This is a genomic window from Psychrobacter sp. APC 3279, assembly GCF_030407795.1.
In the GTDB taxonomy this organism is placed as follows: domain Bacteria; phylum Pseudomonadota; class Gammaproteobacteria; order Pseudomonadales; family Moraxellaceae; genus Psychrobacter.
The window spans coordinates 79302-97300 of record NZ_JASDCR010000014.1; the positions used below are offsets into that span (position 1 = coordinate 79302).

Consider the following 17999-nt stretch of genomic DNA (forward strand, 5'->3'; position numbering starts at 1 on the left):
ATATTAAGCAGGGAACACCACTACCTCATCGCCTTCCTGCCATGGCTGAAACTTAGTCATGGCTTGTACAAATAACGGATGTTCCAACCAATGTTGTAGCCACAGCTGTAGCTTGGGATAATGCAATTTATAAAAGACATCACGATCTACATGGGCAAACTGGCGAACAAACGGCATGATACCAATATCAGCAACCGTCACGCTATTGCCTAGTAGATAGGTATTCTTAGTCAATAATACTTCTAAATCCTGCAGAAAAATTTCACCTTTTTGTCGATATTCTATTTGAGTCATCTCAGGGTGACGATCGGCATATTTGTAGCGATCGAGCCACTGCTTAAACTCATTGTCGTTTTGTGCTATCAGTGCATTAGCCTTAGATAAAACCTTTTCATTGAGCAGTCCCTGAGGATCGTTTTGCTCAAGCGCCCACATCATGATCTCCGCACTCTCTTCAATTACGGATTGATCTGAAAGCTGTAACACAGGAACCGTGCCTTTTGGACTAATCGCTAGCATCTGCTCTGGCTTATTCTTTAACGTGATTTCTCGTAACTCTACTGGCAACTCAGCGAATATTAGACCGAGACGAGCGCGCATAGCATAAGGACAGCGACGAAAAGAGTACAAGCGAGGCAACGAGGTGTTCATAGATTCCTCCATAATTGAATAGGACTTAAACAATAGGTAAAAAGAAAAATTAGCAGACGCAAACCTACTGACATTAATAGTTGTTAAGGCGCTGTTTAACAGGTGACAGACTTATAATTGGCCATAGTTTCTACTAACGACTTTGGCAAATAAGCATCTTTCAGGTGCGCGTGCGGATAATGCTGCTCAATCCACGATTGATATTTATAGACAGTTAGCGTACCACAATATAATAAATATAAAACCTGTACACCGATGCTACGCGACAGCCCCATTACGCAATGGAAATTGATAAGTGTGATGAGGCTATCCTTTATCTGACTGTCTTCTACCTGACTACCCTTTACCCAGCTCTCATTATTAACAGTTATCGCTTGTGTCTCTGCCGATTGTATTAACGCTTCAATTTGTTGAAATAGATCAATGTAGTCTTGGAGCAATACATCATTTAATGGCTGCAAATCCAACAAAGGTAAATACAAGTAATGAACTGTCGTACTCACGCTGCTATTAGCAGCTATTTTAAGATTATGAGCGTGGCTAGATATCTCAGCGGCCAAATCAACAACGATAATCTGATAGCGAACTGGAGGCCGATTACTTTCTAACGGACTTAACCATTCTAATGAGCTGGAGCCAAACAACCAATACGTTAAATGACTACTTAGATCCGTCTGCATCAATCGAGGTGAAGCAACAACATTGACCTTGTCATTAATAGCATATGGCGTGGATAGATATTTTTGGCCTTTCGAGAAAACTTTGAAATACCACTGTCCCAAAAATGACATGCCATTGTAAATAATAATGATTGGCGCAAACTTCATCCAAGTATATATGGTGAGGCGGCCGCTACTGGATTTTTGAAACCAGCGTGTATCCCGTATTGGCTTGACCTGGTGATAGGCACAAGCCAATATCGTAAAACTGAGCAACCAATATGAAGCAATAATAATGGCCAAATCTTCTACAACTTCAGACGCTATCATACTCATATTAGCAAGGTAAAATCCTGCTATCGCTATCAATAATAATCCTATTACCCCCAGTGTCAGATGCTTAATCACCAGTGCATTACGGATTCGATTTGAGATCATAAGCACCGAAACTGCCAACACTACCCCGCCGAACATATCTAGCAAATGATGTTGATACGTCAACACTGTCGACAGGGCAATCAATGTACATATGCCAGTCAGCAACAATCGATAAGCCGCTAAAATCCATCTCTTTTTAGACGCTACAACATCCCATAATGATACGCCAAGCAACATGGCATAACTGACATGCAATGATGGGAGCTGATTGAATGGCTTGTCCACCAACTGCAAAAACTGATAGCCAAACTGCGTCCAATCATCAGGTATCGATCGATTGAATGAGAAACGAGCGGGATAGAGATAGAAAATCAAACAGGCAAAAATGGTCGTCAAAACTAAGCGGTAGGTCAATAAAAATAATTGCGTAGACGTCCGCACTAAGAAAAAACTAGCCACAAATAAAATCAACGACCAGCTGTAAGGAACAATCATAGCGGGAATGAAAGGAATGGTGCTATCGAACGGCGTGGCTAGGTTATGAACTTTCGATGGATAAAGTTTATACAGGGAGACACTATAAACAGTCGTCAAGTTGTAGAGTAGATAAAATATCGCTAACGCAAGACCTAGGTGTCTGAAACGTGTTGATAGATTTAGTAGCACCTAGTACCTCGTTTAACTATTGAATAAACATCTAGAAAAAACTTCAAAAATATAAATACATCTAAAGTTATTATAATAGCAACTTATTGTTGGCTAAAAACCGCCCAAACCCATTGGAAATACAGTGGTTTTGAACTTATACTTGACTATTTTCCGGACTTAGAAGGATTTGAGAAATGCAGTTTTTGAGGATGATAAGTCAGCAGTTGAGTCGATTTACGGCATTGGTTATTATTTTAGCGGCCGCAGTGACATTTATAGAGCCTGCGACTTTTTCTTGGGTGACAGGTGATACCCAAGTCATCGTTCTGGGTGTCATTATGCTCGCAATGGGTATGACACTAGGTAAAGAAGACTATAAAGTGTTGGCCCAGCGCCCGCTTGATATTTTTATCGGTTCAATTATCCAATATACCATTATGCCGATTTTAGCGATTAGCGTGTCTAGATTGTTCGACTTATCGCCTGGGTTGACACTGGGTCTAGTATTGGTTGGGACTTGTCCTGGTGGTGTGTCTTCAAACATTATGAGCTACCTTGCCAAAGGTGATGTGGCATTTTCGGTAGGTATGACCACCGTATCAACCATCATTGCACCGTTAGTGACGCCACTTTGGCTAAATTATTTGGTTGGTCAATCTGTAGAAATGGATGGCTGGGGTATGTTCCGCTTTATGCTATTAGTGACATTGTTGCCAGTCGCTATCGGCTCTATGTTAAACATACTATTTCAAAACAAACACTGGTTTAATGATGTACGTGCGGTGATGCCAGGCGTGGCTGTATTAGCTTTTGCCGCTATCGTCGGTGGCGTTGCCGCTGTATTTGGTGATCAGTTCTTGCAGTCAGGGCTAGTCGTTATCTTGGCCATTGCGGTACACAATATCGTCGGCTATGTATTGGGCTACTACTCAGGTGCCTTATTTGGTATGAGCAAACCTAAAAAACGCACCATATCTATTGAGGTTGGTGTACAAAACGCAGGGTTGGCCACGGGCTTAAGCACGAAGTTTTTCCCTGGTAATGCAGAATCCGCCATCGCTGCCGCCGTCGCTTGTATTTGGCACTCTGTTTCTGGCTCTATATTGGCCAATATCTTCGCTTGGTGGGATAAGCGTCAAAAAGCGAAAAATCCTACCGTCATCGAGACTGAAGAGACCATGGAGCTTGGTAAACCAATTAGAAATCATTAGTACTAATAAAGGTAATACTGAACTAGGTAATATTGAACTAGTTAGTAAAGCTAAAACGCTATGAGTTAAAATACTATGCTAGATTATTGTTTCTAGCATAGTATTTTCTAATAAAGCACCTTCTAATACAGAGTTTTTCAACGTAGAGACTTTTAACATAGTGTTTTCTAATAAAGCACCTTCAAATATATAGCTCTCCAACATAGTATTTTTAGCATAGCACTATCGATAATTTGCATGAACTACTAGCATCTCTTCTAGGTTCCTCACTTAACGTAGTCTACCGCAACTCACTTCCAAAACGTTTACGCACCTGACGCAAGTATAAAGCTGGCGCAATACGCCACAGTAAACTGCCAAAGCGTGAGATAGGGTCCGGCAATATCCAACGTTTGCGCCGCTGCAAACCTTGATCGATCTGTTCGGCCATCCACTCAGCACTACGCATATTACCGATCATTGAGCGTGGATGCTTTGCGATACTACCATCACGGCCAAGCGCGTGGTTCTCGATAGGTGTATCAAGAAAGCTGGGATAGACCATAAGAATATGTATCCCTTCAGACTCTAGCTCCAAGCGCAATACTTCAAAGAACTGTGTCAGCGCCCCTTTTGCAGCACAATACGCTGCCCGTCCAGGAACTGGCATCCAGCCAGCCATTGAGCCGATACAGACAATTTGCCCTTTGGACTCTCTTAGCATCGGTAACGCAGACATGGTCAGCTCTACTGCCCCTTGCCAATCTACTGCCATGACTTTGCGGAACACCGCAGGATCAGTCTGATATGCTGGTGATCGATGGGTAATCCCAGCATTATTCACCAATAGATCAAGACGGCCAAAGCGCTCGCTAACTTGCTCAATAAGGGCAGCAATATCATCAATTTGAGTAATATTAGTGACGACTGTCATGACTCTAGCAGAGTCCTCTAACTCACGAGCACGGGCGATCAGCGCTTGCTCATCTATATCAGCGAGTACTAAGTGATGTCCAGCAGCATACCAGTGCCGTGTCATTGCCCAACCAAGTCCTGATGCAGCACCAGTGATTAAAGTAACAGTTATTGATGACATTGGTGGCATTGATGGCATTGATGGCATCGATGACTTTCTCCCTATCAAGGTTTACGCAATCCATTGCATTCGATGAAGTACTCGAAGGTTTCGGCAGACGTTTTTGCCAAAGAGTAACCAAACTCTTCTTTGAGTCGCCTGTTACTCAGTACTGGGCGATAACGCAAAAAATTAACCTGTTCTGGTCCCGTTGGTTTGCCACCCCATTTTGCCACTTGTAAGACAGCTTTAACCAAACCCACTGGCAGAGTCAATAACGGTTTATTCAGTCGGTTTGCGATATCCTTCATCGTCAGTGCGCCATCACCTGCCATGTTGTAGATGCCAGTTTTATCCTCGCGAATACCTATTTCCATAGCGCCGATCACGTCTTGATCCCAAATAAACACAAAGGGCGACTCACTGCCTTTGAGCGCAAGCACACGCGGCGCCATAAACAGACTGGTAATTTGATTACGCGTATCAGCGCCTAGTACGGTGCCAGGTCGAAAGATCAGCTGCTGTAGTTGCGGATGCTGCTCGCGAAAATCTGCAAGCATTTCCTCGACCTGCCTTTTGTGATCCGAGTAAGCAAACTCAGGGTTACCACGTAGGGCATCTTGCTCATCAATCCATTCAGGATTGTCAGCGTAATAGCCGTAGGCAGCACCCGAGCTGGTGAGCGTTATATGTGCGACACCTGCTTTGATGCAGCAATCAAGTACGTTACGCGTGCCATTGACATCGATATCATAGTCACGAGCACGATCTTTTGACGCTTGCAAGATAGAGGCAAGATGCACGACATGGGTAATGCCCTCTTCTTTTAGTAGCGTTGCCAAACCCTCATCGCGCACATCTAATACGTGAATTGGAAAGTCTAGATCATCGCGCTTGCGAATATCTGTGCCGACGACATGATAATGAGCAGCCAGGCGATTGCCCAACTGATGGCCGATGTAACCTGCGGCACCAGTGATTAATATACGCTCGTTCACTATGCGTTTATTCATTGCGCTTTTATTCATAGGGTATCCGTGCCCAAATTTGTGAAAGTGTCAGTCCTGACACCAAATGCCATACGCCCCAGAACGCCGTGATCAGCATCATGCCGCCTGCCTCTGGAAAAAAAGTAAATAAAATAACCAGTCCTAGCCCTGAGTTTTGTATTCCTACTTCTAAAGTCACCGCGCGCCGATCCGCGACTGGCAACTTGAGCACCAGCCCCATGCCATAACCTAACGAAAGCGCCAATAAGTTATGGCCAACGACCAACCAAAAGAAGCTATGAAAACGCTCTAAAAATAGCGCAAAATTGCTAGAAAAAGCGATTGCCACAAAAGCCATCAGCACGAGTAGCGAGAAAATACGTAATGGCTTTTGGATACGCACGACCAGATCTGGTAAGCGTCGCCCTGTTACCATCCCTAGCACTAAAGGTAACGCTAACACTAATAGAACCAGTATCAGAATACTACTAGGCTCAATCGTTATCTTTGTCAGATACTCACGTGTGTGTGGGTTAAGCCAACCATAAAAGGCAAAATTGACTGGTGTTAATATAGCCGCAGCAAGACTTGATACCGCTGTCATACTGACTGACACCGCGACATTACCGCGTGCCAGCCAAGTCATAATGTTAGAAAAACTACCACTTGGGCAAGACGCTACCAAAATCATTCCTAGTGCCAACTCGGGATCGATATTCAACGCCCACGTAAACAGACACGTAGCTAAGGGCAATAGAAAGAATTGAGCAAACAGACCTGCTATCGGCGCAATGGGAGACAAAACGATACGCTTAAAATCTTCGAGACGTAAACTCAATGACACGCCAAACATCATCAGCGCCAAGATGAGATTGAGCAGAATCAAGCTCCGTGGCTCAAACGCCACTGCCGCTATCATACCTCTGATGCCAATACAGGCTGTTCTGTTTCGAGCTCAGCGATATGCTTGGACAGCGTCTCTAAGTATTCATCTTTATTCACGTAATATGCCATACGTGCAAGCTTAATATAATCATAGCCGCCATCGAGTGTTTTGCCTGCTCGCTGACGTTTCACTTTATTAAACTGTTTAACGGCTGCTGTATGTTGCTGACGCTGCTGAATATATAGTGCAACAAGCCTAGCTTGTTGATTTCGACCTTCCCAGCCCAACCCTGCTGCCTCCACCATACCCATCATAAATAAATTATCATGCTCAGGATGAAAGACATTCATATAAAGCTGCGGAGCATCATGATTGGTAGGCCAATTAAGCTGAGCGCGCTCAATAAATGGATAATCAAGCAAGTATCCAGTCGCCATAAGAATCAAATCATAATCATGACTTTCTCCATCACTAAAGGTCACCGTATGACCATCGATGCGGCGAATATCACGGCGCGCCTTAATATCGCCATGACCCAAATGATGTAATACCAATGAATTGACCACAGGATGTGATTCATACATCCGATAGTTTGGGTTTGGCAATCCATAATCAGAAGGTTTTCCAATGACCATACGTATCATCGCTGCATCCATGCGCTGCTTAACTGGACGCGGTAACTTTATTTTTCCGCCTAGTGTGTCAATCGGCTGACCCTTGATAAATTTGGGCAGAAAGTAATAGCCGCGGCGTAGACTGATATCGACCGATTTGGCATGATGTACCGCATCAACAGCGATATCAGCGCCTGAGTTACCACAACCAACGACCAACACACGTTTGTCATTAAATACTGATGGGCTACGATATTCAGAGGAATGCATCAACGTGCCTGCAAACGTACCCGGCAAGCTTGGCATATTGGGAGTATGTAAAGTGCCATTTGCCATGAGCACACCATCAAACAGACGCGACTGCTTTTGACCATTGCACTCGCTAACTAAGCGCCAACCACCCTCTTCAGGCACCATGCTGATCACGCGCGTGGAGAATTCATAGTGTGATTTTAGATTGAACGTATCTGAAAAATCGCGGAAGTACTGACGGAGCTGGGTATGATGAGGATACGCCGCGACTGAGTCACTCATAGGAAACTCTTTGAACTCCGTCATACGTTTGGACGAAATCAAATGGGCACTTTCATACATGGTACTGTGCGGATTGTCGATATCCCAGAGGCCCCCTACATCTGTGTGTAGCTCAAAGCCGACAAAAGGAATATTGAGTTTTTGCAAATTTCGGGCTGCAGCGAGCCCCATCGGACCTGCTCCAATTACTGCGTACATAAGCGCCACCTTAAAAATCCGTTTCAATTATATAAATCAGTCAATTCCGTTTAACTGCACCTCTGGTGGACGATACCAGCGTACTCCCTGCCCATGATAAAACAATAGCATACATTGATACATGAACTGGCTCAAATGAATAAATTGTCCATATAGACTACTTATAATAGGTAAACCAATCATCTGCTTTATACTTCTTTTTTACTCGATCTATAAAGCCTACTCTTCACCAGATGTAAAAGCACTGCCCTATTTATAGACGACGCTATTAGCACCTTATCGAGCAACAGCCGTAGTTTACCAAACCTAGTATATTTAAAATTGACTCAGTAATTCATTGTAATAGAAATGATTATCATTATAATAAGCATTTAACTTACATGCTGGAAATATTCATGCAACTATCTCGCTTATCTGCTGCGTTATTTAATCTTTCGAATGTATCTGGTTCTTCTCTACGATTAGCATCCATACCTTCACGCCTAGTATCAACGAAATCGCTACCTCTAAAATCACTATGTTCAGTCATCATACTAACTACAAGTCACTCGGCATGGGCGCTAGTAGATGATGTAGATGCTCAAACCACTCCTAACGTGGTACTTGATACTATCGTCGTCACTAGTAGCGCTGATGCGTCAGCAGATGGATTACCTAGCGCGTATGAAGGTGGACAGGTAGCAACAGGCAGCCGCGTTGGACTCTTGGGCAACCAAGACATCATGGACACGCCGTTCTCTACCACCTCATATACCAATGAATATATCGCCAATCAGCAAGCGCAAAGTGTGGGTGACCTACTCAAAAAAGATCCTACTGTACGTGTGGCAAGAGGTTTTGGTAACTTTCAAGAGGCCTACTTCATGCGTGGCTTTATCACCACATCAGATGACACCATGTACAATGGTCTATACGGCATCTTACCTAGACAGTACATTGCAACTGAGTTGTTCGAGCGCGTCGAGGTTCAGCGCGGTGCTTCTACCATGCTAAATGGTGCAGCACCCAGTGGCGGTAACGCAGGTGGTACAATCAATTTGCTACCGAAACGTGCTGGTAATGAGCCACTACGTGAAGTGACGCTTGGTTATGGTCAAGGTGACCAAGGTAAGGTCGCGGTAGATGTCAGTGATCGCTTTGGTAGCGATGATGCTATTGGGGTTCGTTTTAATGCTGCTTATCAAGATGGTGACAGTGCTATCGATGATGAGTCTTCGACATTGGGTCTGGCGGCCCTCGGTTTGGATTATAGAGCGGATCAGTACCGACTATCAGCTGATTTGGGCTGGCAAGACAACAAACTCAAAGAGACTCGTCCTAGTGTCAATCTTGGTGGGGTGTCTAGTGTACCAAAAGCACCAGACGGCTCAAAAAATTGGGTACAACCTTGGACGTATTCAAACGAAAAAGATGTCTTTGGTACGATCCGAGGAGAATATGACTTTAATGACAATATTACCGCTTATGGTGCATACGGTGTGCGAAGTGGCGAGGAAGAAAACTCACTAGCCACGTTAACTGTCAACAACGTTGATGGTGCGGGTACAGTTTATCGCTTTGACAATACTCGAGAAGATAAAGTACAAAGCGCCGAGCTTGGTCTACGTGGTAAATTACAAACCGGTGAAGTGGCTCATAGCTTAGTGTTGGCCGCAAACCTCTATGATCAAGAAGAAAAAGGCGCTTACGCTTTTGATTTTGGTAACCAACTCGCAACCAATTTGTACAACCCAACCGACTACGCTGAAGTCCCTTTTACAAGCACAGCAATCTTCGGTGGAAATTTAGACGACCCCAAATTAACCAATGAAAAGCAACTCCAAAGCTTTGCGCTAGCAGACACCATATCACTGTTCAACGATAAGCTAAAAACTACGGTAGGCGTACGTCATCAAAATATCAAAACAACCAGCTATGACTATAATACCCAAGCCAAAACAGCTAGCTATGATGAAAGCGCATGGACACCAAGCGTCGGTATCATTTATCAGCCAACGATGGACTGGTCTGTATATGGTAATTATATCGAAAGTCTAGCACCAGGAAAAAGAGCGCCTCTAACTAACGATAATGAGGCTGTCACTAATGGTGGTCAAAATCTAGATCCGTACGTGAGTGAGCAAACGGAAGTGGGCGTCAAATACGACAATGGTATGATTGGCAGTAGTCTCGCTGTCTTCCGAACTGATGAACCGCGTGCTTATATCAACAACTCAAATACGTTTACTGCTGCTGGAGAAAATCGCCATCAAGGTGTGGAGCTGACTGTCTTTGGTAGCCCAAGTGAAAACATGCGCCTCAATGCTGGTGTTACTTACTTAAGTGCTAAGCAAAAAGACACTGGTGATAGTGCATTAGATGGCAATCGAGTGATTGGTGTGCCTACCTTACAGAGCAATGTCAACCTAGAGTATGATTTAGCAGCAGTGGAAGGATTAACTTTAACGGGTGATATCATCCACACAGGCTCTCGTTATTCGGATAATGCCAATACCTTAAAGGTTGATGGTTATACTACCTTAGACCTTGGTGCACGCTATCGCACTATATTGGCAGGACAAGACGTTACTCTAAAAGGCATGGTAACCAATGTCACAGGTGAAGACTACTGGCAGTCAGTAGGCGGTTATTCAGATGCAGGCTATCTAAATGCAGGTGAACCAACGGCCTTAAAAGTATCGGCAACGTTCGATTTTTAAGCTTTATTAGTAGGCTTTCTTAGGTTTTATAAAAGGGATTAGGCGCGACCTACTCCCTTTTCTGCTATCAAAAATTTATTCTATTACTGAGTTACTATGTCTTCTCGTACCACAGCGTCTTCTCATACCACAGCGTCCTCTCGCATGACTGCTTCTTTATACCATATGATTTGGGCGAATTATCGTCTGCCTTTTCTCAAAGTCATTTTGCTAAATTTGGTCAATGCCGCTGTCAGCGTGGGTATTATTGCCTATATCAATCATACCTTTATCAGTCAGCCAGTATTCGATACCTTATCTTGGTTAAGTTTGGCGCAGTTTTCACTGCTGGTGTTGTTACTGCTAGTAACGACATTTTTGTCGCAATATGCATTGACGCGATTGGGACATCGATTCGTCTATGAGCTTAGAACCAAATTGGTCAAACAAATCATCGATACTACCGTGCCTCAGATAGACCATCTGGGTAGCGCACGCTTACTTGCCAGCTTATCTTCAGATATTCAATCGATTACTGTTGCTTTTGTCCGTATGCCAGAGCTGGTACAAGGTGTTATTTTATCTGTTGGTGTTGGGCTATATCTGGGCTGGTTGTCGTTGCCATTGTTGTTCATTGTGATGTTTTGGATTGTGATGACGATTTGGATAAGTACTATATTGGTCAAGCATGTCTATACGCATTTGACCGAGTTGAGAGAGATTAATGACGCGTTATATCAGGATTATCAATCGATAATAGAAGGTCGTAAAGAGCTGGCACTTAACCAACACCGAGCAGAAAAACTGTATACAGATGATTTTTTGGCTCATGCCAAATCGTACGAGAAGACCGTAACCAAGTCTGATACTTTTCATTTATCAGCGGTGAACTGGTCCAATATTATGATGTTCGCATCGATTGGTATCGTGTTTGCAGTAGCTAATTATCTTGATATACCGATGGGAGTTGCCACTACTTTTTCTTTGACGATTTTGTTTATGCAGTCGCCGCTCCTACATGCGGTTGGTGCTTACCCAACATTGCAGACCGCTCAAGTTGCGCTAGAAAAGATACAGTCTTTAGAATTGGCCGAGCATCAGCCGAGCTTTGCGACAGATACTGTTGCACAGGACTGGCAGTCCATAACTCTAAATAATATCAATTATCGCTATGTAGGCAGTAGTAATAGTAGTCATGCACCAGACACAGCGGTTAATGATAATGCTCAAAATAGCGATAACAGTGATAACAATCAGAACCCTGACAATAATATCTTAAAGTCCGTCAATTTAACCTTGCAACGAGGTGACGTGGTTTTCTTAATCGGTGCGAATGGTAGCGGCAAATCTACCCTTGCCAAAATCATTACTGGTATCTTTACTCCTACTACAGGAACGGTACAAGTCGATGGACAAAGTGTTAATTCAGAGAACAATGCCGATTTTAGACAGCTATTTTCCGCGATTTTTAGCGACCAACATCTATTTAAGCAACTGATTGGATATGAGGGCAATGAGCCTGATGCTGACCTAGTGTCTGACTGGCTGCATAAGCTCAATCTACAAGAAAAAGTAAGTGTGTCTGACCATAAACTCTCTACAGATAAGCTGTCGCAAGGTCAGAGAAAACGCTTGGCCATGCTAATCGCCGTCGCCGAACAAAAAGACATATTACTGCTCGATGAGTGGGCAGCCGACCAAGACCCTGCCTTTCGCCGCGTGTTTTACCAAACGCTCATCCCTGAGCTAAAAGCCATGGGTAAGACATTGTTTATTATTAGTCATGATGACGGTTATTTTGAGCATGCTGATCGATTATTACTGATGAAAGAAGGCCGTCTCATTGAGTTAAATGCCGAAGAGCGACAGCGTGCTAGCAAAGATGCCATTGCTATGCTTAAGTAAGCAATGCTTTAACTACTAGCATGGACCGAGCTATTTCAATCCCATAAAACGTTTGATCAACTTTAAGCTAAATGGCAGTTAATCTAAGCATTTTTTAAGCAAAAAAAGGAGCGCCTTACTATAAGGCGCTCTTTTACTATATAAGGAACAGCTGTATTCTGCTATGCGCTTATTTTAACCATTTCTGCAAAAACCCAACTCGAGAAATCACCAAGAAGTCTAATAGCGCGATAGCTATAATTGCAATAATAGCAGTCGGGAATATGATAGCCACAACTAATAATGGAATAGCGAGCGGCCACCAAACGGTAAAACGCTGCCCACGCGCTGGCGGGTTGAGGCCGCGATACTCACTAGCATGACGCGGGCGACGCTGCCACCACATGACATAGCCACTCACACACATGGCAATCACCGATAGACAAAACAGCACATTGGCCAGTAAGCTCCACCAGCCGAGCGTGCCCATATGCAGTGCGAGACCTGCCGCCATAAACTTACCAAAAGCATTGTAATCATCATAGTGTATATCCGCCAAGATATTGCCCGAATAGCGGTCGATATGTACCGTACGATCTGCTGTCGGACTTTTCATATCATAGCTCATTGAGTCTTGGCTAATAGTCCAGACACCTGTACTACCTTGTGGTAGGTTCAATTGATAACGCCCGTTAAACCCAATTTCACGAGCAAATCGATCTACGGTATCAATCATAATGGGTATATTAGGCGCAATACCATCCTTCCCCATGGTCGTGCCAGATACGGGCATCGGTGTCAGCTCAAGCACCCAAGGTACTTCTTTGGCTGTACCCGAGTTCAAGACACTGCCATGCGTAGGCACGACAGCAGGCGTCGATCCATGAACATGGGGCGCAGCATCGGCGTTGTCCATATCCATACCAGCCTGATGCTGACTGTGGTCGATAGAGACAGGCACTGGTGCCACGCCCCATTTCCCTGCAGGAAACTGACTCCATGCTTGCACGACTCTCTCACCCCATACACCTGCCCACGCCATTCCTGATATACAAAAAAACAGCAGTAACACAGATATCCAGCTACCGAGCGTGGCATGAATAGTACGGATAAATGAGCGTTTTTTCTTATTAGGCGCAGTGTCATTAGGAATAAACATGGCTTTGACTGATTTACGTTTTTGCCACCACAGATACCAACCAGACAAAATCATCAAAATAGTCAATGATGCCGCCGTTTCTAACAAATAATCACCAACTTTACCAATCAGCAAATCACTGTGAATATCGTTAAACGTACTATAAAGACCGCTACTGGTAGGCACACTTTGGACGATGTCAGCCGTATAAGGGTTGACTGCCACCATATTGCTTTGGTCGTCTGATTTTATCTGAAATAAAGCCACCGTATCGGTATCACGAGGGGCAATATATTTAACCAGTGTGCTATCAGACAAGGTGCTCAGCGCGTTTTTTGCTTGAGTAGAGACAGGTGCTTGAACCGTAGACTCTGGCACGACAACCGTTAAGCGGTCGTTATCACGTCCTACTGTGTTGGACATAAACAGCATACCGAGCGCCGTTATCGCTAAGACAACTAAAAAAGGAGCAACAAAAATGCCTGCATAAAAATGCCAACGCCACACTGTGAAATAGCGCTGGTTGTTGGTGGATTGGTTGGAGGGTGTGTCCATAAATGTGACCTTAAACAATCTTTGGTTGCTCAATAAACAATGTAAACCTATCGATAATAATGATACATCTGCTTGCAAGACCAATCTTAAAAAGTCTCGCAAAGAACTAGCATGACGCCGTATGATGACTGCAATACAGCGATGTAAAAACTCTAATGTAAATAATTGTATTCAGAATGCTGCTGCATAATACGAGAAAAATCTGACAAAAACCATTATTTAAAACATCTCGTTCAAAACAGTAAATCTGCGTGACTCTATTTGTAATACTGCGTCTCTACCTGTCTTAAATCGTGCAAATACTTCTCAAAACTGGCTCGTTGTAATTTTTTAATGATAATAATTATCATTAGTGTTATTATTAGCGTCGTTATAATTTTGCTTTAACTTTCACAAATAATATTTAATCATTTTAGTCTAAGAGGAAAGCTGATGCGGTCTCATCTAACCAATAACGTCATTCGCAAAAAATATCTCACCACAGCAGTACAAATTGGCCTGATCATGGGTATGAGTCACGCCGCTTACGCTGTAGAGACGACAAACAACACTGAAAACGATGAGGCTGCTACACCATCAGCTACCTTAGATGCTATTACCGTCTACTCAGATGGCTATCGTAGTACTGGCACCAAAACTGCATTGGACCCAAACGACGCACCAATGAGTTATACCAGAATCGATCAAGACCTGTTGCAAAAGCGTCAGGCAGATAGTGTCAATGCTGCATTACGTTATGAACCAGGTGTAAGCGCTGAGAGCCGCGGTACAGTCTCTATCTTTGACGAATACAACATTCGCGGATTTAAGACCTATTCAAACTTTTATGACGGTCTAAGACTGCCTTATGATGGTGCGTGGAACCTGATGCCTCAAGTAGATATCTATGCGACTGAAGCAGTAGAAGTGGTGAAAGGCTCAGCATCTTCACTGTATGGCTATGCTGCCCCAGGTGGCATGGTGAACCAAATAGCAAAAGCGCCTAAGAGCACTCAAGAAAACGAAGTACAGCTACGTCTCGGTAATCAAAACCTAAAAGAAGTGGCCGTCGATAGCACGGGGCCTATCACAGACACTTTGGATTATCGATTTGTTGCGCTAAAACGTCAAAAAGATGGCCAGATGGAAACCACGGAAGAAGAGCGTTTATTGGTAAACCCATCGCTTAAGTGGCAAGCAACTGATGATGTGTCTGTACTTGCTAATCTGTTTTATCAAGACGATCCAGAGATGGTACCATCTACCCCATTACCTGCTGTCGGTACTGTCTATAATGCAAGCTATGGCAAACTCGATAGTGACGCTTATGCAGGCGATGAATGGAATAAGTTTAGTAAAGAAGTATTTATGCCAAGCGTCACCGTAAACTGGGATATCAATGATAAGTTGACTTTTAAACATATCACGCGCTATACCGACGCCGAAGCAGAGCAGCGTAATACGTATCACTCTTTAGAAGGATTTGTGCCGGGTAGTGACACGACTCTAGATCGTATAGCTTACACAACCGATGAAAGCATGAACAACTGGACCACGGACAACCAACTGGCTTATCAATTTGATATCGTCGACACTTCACATAATTTGCTGTTCGGTATTGAGTATCAAGAGACGGATAGCGACGCCACTTACTACAATGCTGGGGCGGCTGGTACGCCAAACATAGATCTGTCTAATCCAGACTTTTCGCAGATCGATACCACCACGTTACCATTAGACGCTTATCGCCAGACACAAGATATTGAGCAAAGTCAGCTTGGTTTTTATGTGCAAGACGAAATGAAGTGGAAAGACTTAACAGTCGTAGCAGGTCTACGTCATGATGATTTTGAGAGCACTACTGAAAAAACCGAAGCATCTCAAGGTATTGTTTATAGTACCGAAACATTTGGTAACGATGCATCAGAAACCAGCGGACGTCTTGCTGCTATCTATGATTTTGATAATGGCTTATCGCCGTTTGCTAGCTACTCGCAGTCATTCCAGCCAGTAGTCGGTAGTAACTTTATTACTGATGAGCCGTTTGAGCCAACCACTGCCGATCAGCTAGAGGCCGGGGTGAAGTACTTGTCAAAAGATCGTGCCACTCAAGGAACACTTGCTGTATTTGACATCACACAAAAAAATGTCGTGGTGTCAGATTACGTTAACTATAGAAATCAAACCCAAACTGGTGAAATTGCATCTAAAGGCTTTGAGATATCAGGCAGTCATATGTTAAATGACTGGGTAGACGTGGCCGCAAGCTATAGCTACACCGATGCTGAAATTACAAAAGAAGAGATTAACCCTGATGTAGTCGGTAACACCCCTGCCCAAACTGCCAAACACAAAGCCACGCTATGGGCAGACTACTATGCCACAGACAAACTCACTCTAAATGCTGGCATTCGCTACGAAGACGGTATGCAGATTGACAAGCAAAACTCTGATGACTTACCCAGTGTGACGCTGGTAGATGTCGGCGGCAGCTATCAGATCAACCCTATGCTGGCTGTGGGTGCTAGTATCAACAATCTGTTCGATAAGACCTATGTTGGTGCTTGTTACGACATCAATAACTGCTGGATGGGCCCTGAACGTCAAATGACAGTCAGTCTAAAAGCCAACTTTTAATCAAATTTATCCGCAGCGGGTTGGTTCTATTAGCAAGCCAACTCGTTGTTAGAAGGAAAGCACAATATGGCAAAACCTACTCCAAGAGTACTAGAAGTTATTGGCACTAGATACATTACGCCAAATATGTGCCGCATCACGCTTGGCGGTACTGGCATGGTTGATTTTCCTATCGATCAAGAAAGTGCTTATATCAAACTGATATTCCCTCAAGATGCAGGTAGCCGCCCACTGATGCGCACTTATACGGTAAGCGTGCAACGTGATGACGCAATAGATGTTGATTTTGCTTTACATGAGACGGAAGGACCTGCATCGGCATGGGCACGAAATGCGCAAGTCGGCGATCAAATTCTGATAGGTGGTCCAGGGCCAAAGAAGCTCATCAACAATGAAGCAGATTGGTTTTTATTAGTCGGTGATATGACCGCTCTACCAGCGATTACGGTTAACTTAGCCCAGTTACCTACTGAGGCTCGTGGTTACGCAGTACTTGAAGTGACGACTGAAGCAGATCGTCAGACGCTCAAAAAACCAGAGAATGTCGAGATACATTGGGTGATTAATGCGCATTCAAATGCAGACGATAGCCCTTTACTGGACTGTGTTAAATCTTTGAACTGGCTTGATGGTCAACCTGCTGTTTGGACAGCGTGTGAATTTCATAGTATGCGTGCACTGCGTCAGTACTTCAAAGTTGAGTGCGCGATACCAAAGACGCATTTATATATTTCTAGCTACTGGAAAGTGGATAGCACAGAGGATCAGCATAAAATCGTCAAAAGTCAGGATGCGCAAACGGAAGATCAGTAGTTACGTATTTCGAAACAAAAAAGGTGGGGCTAATATTAGCCCCACCTTTTTTTATCAATCATTATCTATCACGCTTCGACCACCTTTTCTTCTTTTACTCTACTAATCGTCAGCCCCGTGAACCCGAATAGCAGCGTCAATAGCAGTGACAAATAACAGAAGAATGCATAAGGCAAGTAATCTAATACTGGCACCCCTAACGCCTGACTGATAAACACCCCGCACACACTCCAAGGCACTAATGGATTAATCACCGTTCCCGCATCCTCAATCGTCCGCGACAAATTCTTTGGATGTAGGTGTAAACGCTCAAACGTCGACCGGAATGCCGTACCTGATAATAGAATACTCAAATACTGCTCACCAATCAGCACGTTAATGCTTAGTGCCGACATCGCTGCCGCAAATATCGCTCGCCCTGATGTCGTCAATGTGTCCTTAATACCAGATAGCAGTGCTGGCAAAATCCCTAATGCCGTTAACAGACCACCTA

Annotated in this window: 13 protein-coding genes; 5 read left to right on the forward strand and 8 right to left on the reverse strand. The window is 43.9% G+C overall.

The window, feature by feature from the left end; translation table 11 throughout:
* Positions 1-3: 3 nt before the first annotated feature.
* Together QL898_RS09140 and QL898_RS09145 are read right to left on the reverse strand one after the other, a co-directional pair.
* On the reverse strand, positions 4-651 hold the full coding sequence (locus QL898_RS09140) for a glutathione S-transferase (protein WP_290176569.1): 648 nt from the start codon (positions 649-651) through the stop codon (positions 4-6).
* 95 nt (positions 652-746) lie between these two features.
* A complete protein-coding gene (locus QL898_RS09145; protein ID WP_290176570.1) occupies positions 747-2354 on the reverse strand; it encodes a phosphatase PAP2 family protein in 1608 nt (535 codons plus the stop codon).
* A gap of 176 nt (positions 2355-2530) precedes the next feature.
* Here QL898_RS09145 and QL898_RS09150 point away from each other — a divergent pair, with 176 nt between their 5' ends.
* Positions 2531-3547: a bile acid:sodium symporter family protein gene (locus QL898_RS09150; RefSeq protein WP_290176571.1), complete on the forward strand. Its 1017-nt coding sequence runs from the start codon at positions 2531-2533 to the stop codon at positions 3545-3547.
* A 280-nt stretch (positions 3548-3827) separates the two neighbouring features.
* On the opposite strand, the gene QL898_RS09155 is transcribed toward QL898_RS09150, so the two are convergent.
* From QL898_RS09155 to QL898_RS09170, 4 genes are read right to left on the reverse strand one after another with little or no spacing between them, the layout of a single operon-like run.
* Positions 3828-4649, reverse strand: coding sequence for an SDR family oxidoreductase (locus QL898_RS09155; protein WP_290176572.1), 822 nt, complete (start codon positions 4647-4649; stop codon positions 3828-3830).
* A 17-nt stretch (positions 4650-4666) separates the two neighbouring features.
* Positions 4667-5629 carry an SDR family oxidoreductase gene (locus tag QL898_RS09160; protein WP_290176573.1) on the reverse strand — a complete coding sequence of 321 codons (963 nt, stop codon included), beginning with the start codon at positions 5627-5629 and terminating at the stop codon, positions 4667-4669.
* Positions 5622-6509, reverse strand: coding sequence for a bile acid:sodium symporter family protein (locus QL898_RS09165; protein ID WP_290176575.1), 888 nt, complete (start codon positions 6507-6509; stop codon positions 5622-5624). Before QL898_RS09165 ends, QL898_RS09160 begins: the two co-directional genes overlap by 8 nt.
* A complete protein-coding gene (locus QL898_RS09170; RefSeq protein WP_290176576.1) occupies positions 6506-7822 on the reverse strand; it encodes an NAD(P)-binding domain-containing protein in 1317 nt (438 codons plus the stop codon). Before QL898_RS09170 ends, QL898_RS09165 begins: the two co-directional genes overlap by 4 nt.
* Before the next feature lie 395 nt (positions 7823-8217).
* On the opposite strand from QL898_RS09170, the gene QL898_RS09175 reads away from it, so the two are divergent.
* Both QL898_RS09175 and QL898_RS09180 read left to right on the forward strand, forming a co-directional pair.
* Entirely contained in the window at positions 8218-10521 is a 2304-nt protein-coding gene (locus QL898_RS09175; RefSeq protein ID WP_290176577.1) for a TonB-dependent receptor, read from the forward strand.
* Positions 10522-10617: 96 nt separating this feature from the next.
* The gene (locus QL898_RS09180) at positions 10618-12405 is read left to right on the forward strand and encodes a multidrug ABC transporter permease/ATP-binding protein (protein ID WP_290176578.1); all 1788 of its coding nucleotides are present in this window, start codon (positions 10618-10620) and stop codon (positions 12403-12405) included.
* A gap of 169 nt (positions 12406-12574) precedes the next feature.
* Here QL898_RS09180 and QL898_RS09185 read toward each other — a convergent pair whose 3' ends face one another.
* Positions 12575-14077, reverse strand: coding sequence for a PepSY domain-containing protein (locus QL898_RS09185; protein ID WP_290176579.1), 1503 nt, complete (start codon positions 14075-14077; stop codon positions 12575-12577).
* Between the two features lie 432 nt (positions 14078-14509).
* Here QL898_RS09185 and QL898_RS09190 point away from each other — a divergent pair, with 432 nt between their 5' ends.
* Together QL898_RS09190 and QL898_RS09195 are read left to right on the forward strand one after the other, a co-directional pair.
* On the forward strand, positions 14510-16693 hold the full coding sequence (locus tag QL898_RS09190) for a TonB-dependent siderophore receptor (RefSeq protein ID WP_290176580.1): 2184 nt from the start codon (positions 14510-14512) through the stop codon (positions 16691-16693).
* A gap of 66 nt (positions 16694-16759) precedes the next feature.
* Positions 16760-17506: a siderophore-interacting protein gene (locus QL898_RS09195; protein ID WP_201547233.1), complete on the forward strand. Its 747-nt coding sequence runs from the start codon at positions 16760-16762 to the stop codon at positions 17504-17506.
* A gap of 68 nt (positions 17507-17574) precedes the next feature.
* On the opposite strand, the gene QL898_RS09200 is transcribed toward QL898_RS09195, so the two are convergent.
* The coding region (locus tag QL898_RS09200) for a Na+/H+ antiporter NhaC family protein (RefSeq protein ID WP_290176581.1) at positions 17575-17999 on the reverse strand (425 nt) is incomplete at its 5' end.

Bases quoted from the DNA above. Each gene is read 5' to 3' on its own strand.
- QL898_RS09140 (WP_290176569.1), bottom strand. From the start codon at position 651: ATGAACACCTCGTTGCCTCGCTTGTACTCTTTTCGTCGCTGTCCTTAT.
- QL898_RS09150 (WP_290176571.1), top strand. From the start codon at position 2,531: ATGCAGTTTTTGAGGATGATAAGTCAGCAGTTGAGTCGATTTACGGCA.
- QL898_RS09155 (WP_290176572.1), bottom strand. From the start codon at position 4,649: ATGCCATCAATGCCATCAATGCCACCAATGTCATCAATAACTGTTACT.
- QL898_RS09160 (WP_290176573.1), bottom strand. From the start codon at position 5,629: ATGAATAAAAGCGCAATGAATAAACGCATAGTGAACGAGCGTATATTA.
- QL898_RS09165 (WP_290176575.1), bottom strand. From the start codon at position 6,509: ATGATAGCGGCAGTGGCGTTTGAGCCACGGAGCTTGATTCTGCTCAAT.
- QL898_RS09170 (WP_290176576.1), bottom strand. From the start codon at position 7,822: ATGTACGCAGTAATTGGAGCAGGTCCGATGGGGCTCGCTGCAGCCCGA.
- QL898_RS09175 (WP_290176577.1), top strand. From the start codon at position 8,218: ATGCAACTATCTCGCTTATCTGCTGCGTTATTTAATCTTTCGAATGTA.
- QL898_RS09180 (WP_290176578.1), top strand. From the start codon at position 10,618: ATGTCTTCTCGTACCACAGCGTCTTCTCATACCACAGCGTCCTCTCGC.
- QL898_RS09185 (WP_290176579.1), bottom strand. From the start codon at position 14,077: ATGGACACACCCTCCAACCAATCCACCAACAACCAGCGCTATTTCACA.
- QL898_RS09190 (WP_290176580.1), top strand. From the start codon at position 14,510: ATGCGGTCTCATCTAACCAATAACGTCATTCGCAAAAAATATCTCACC.
- QL898_RS09195 (WP_201547233.1), top strand. From the start codon at position 16,760: ATGGCAAAACCTACTCCAAGAGTACTAGAAGTTATTGGCACTAGATAC.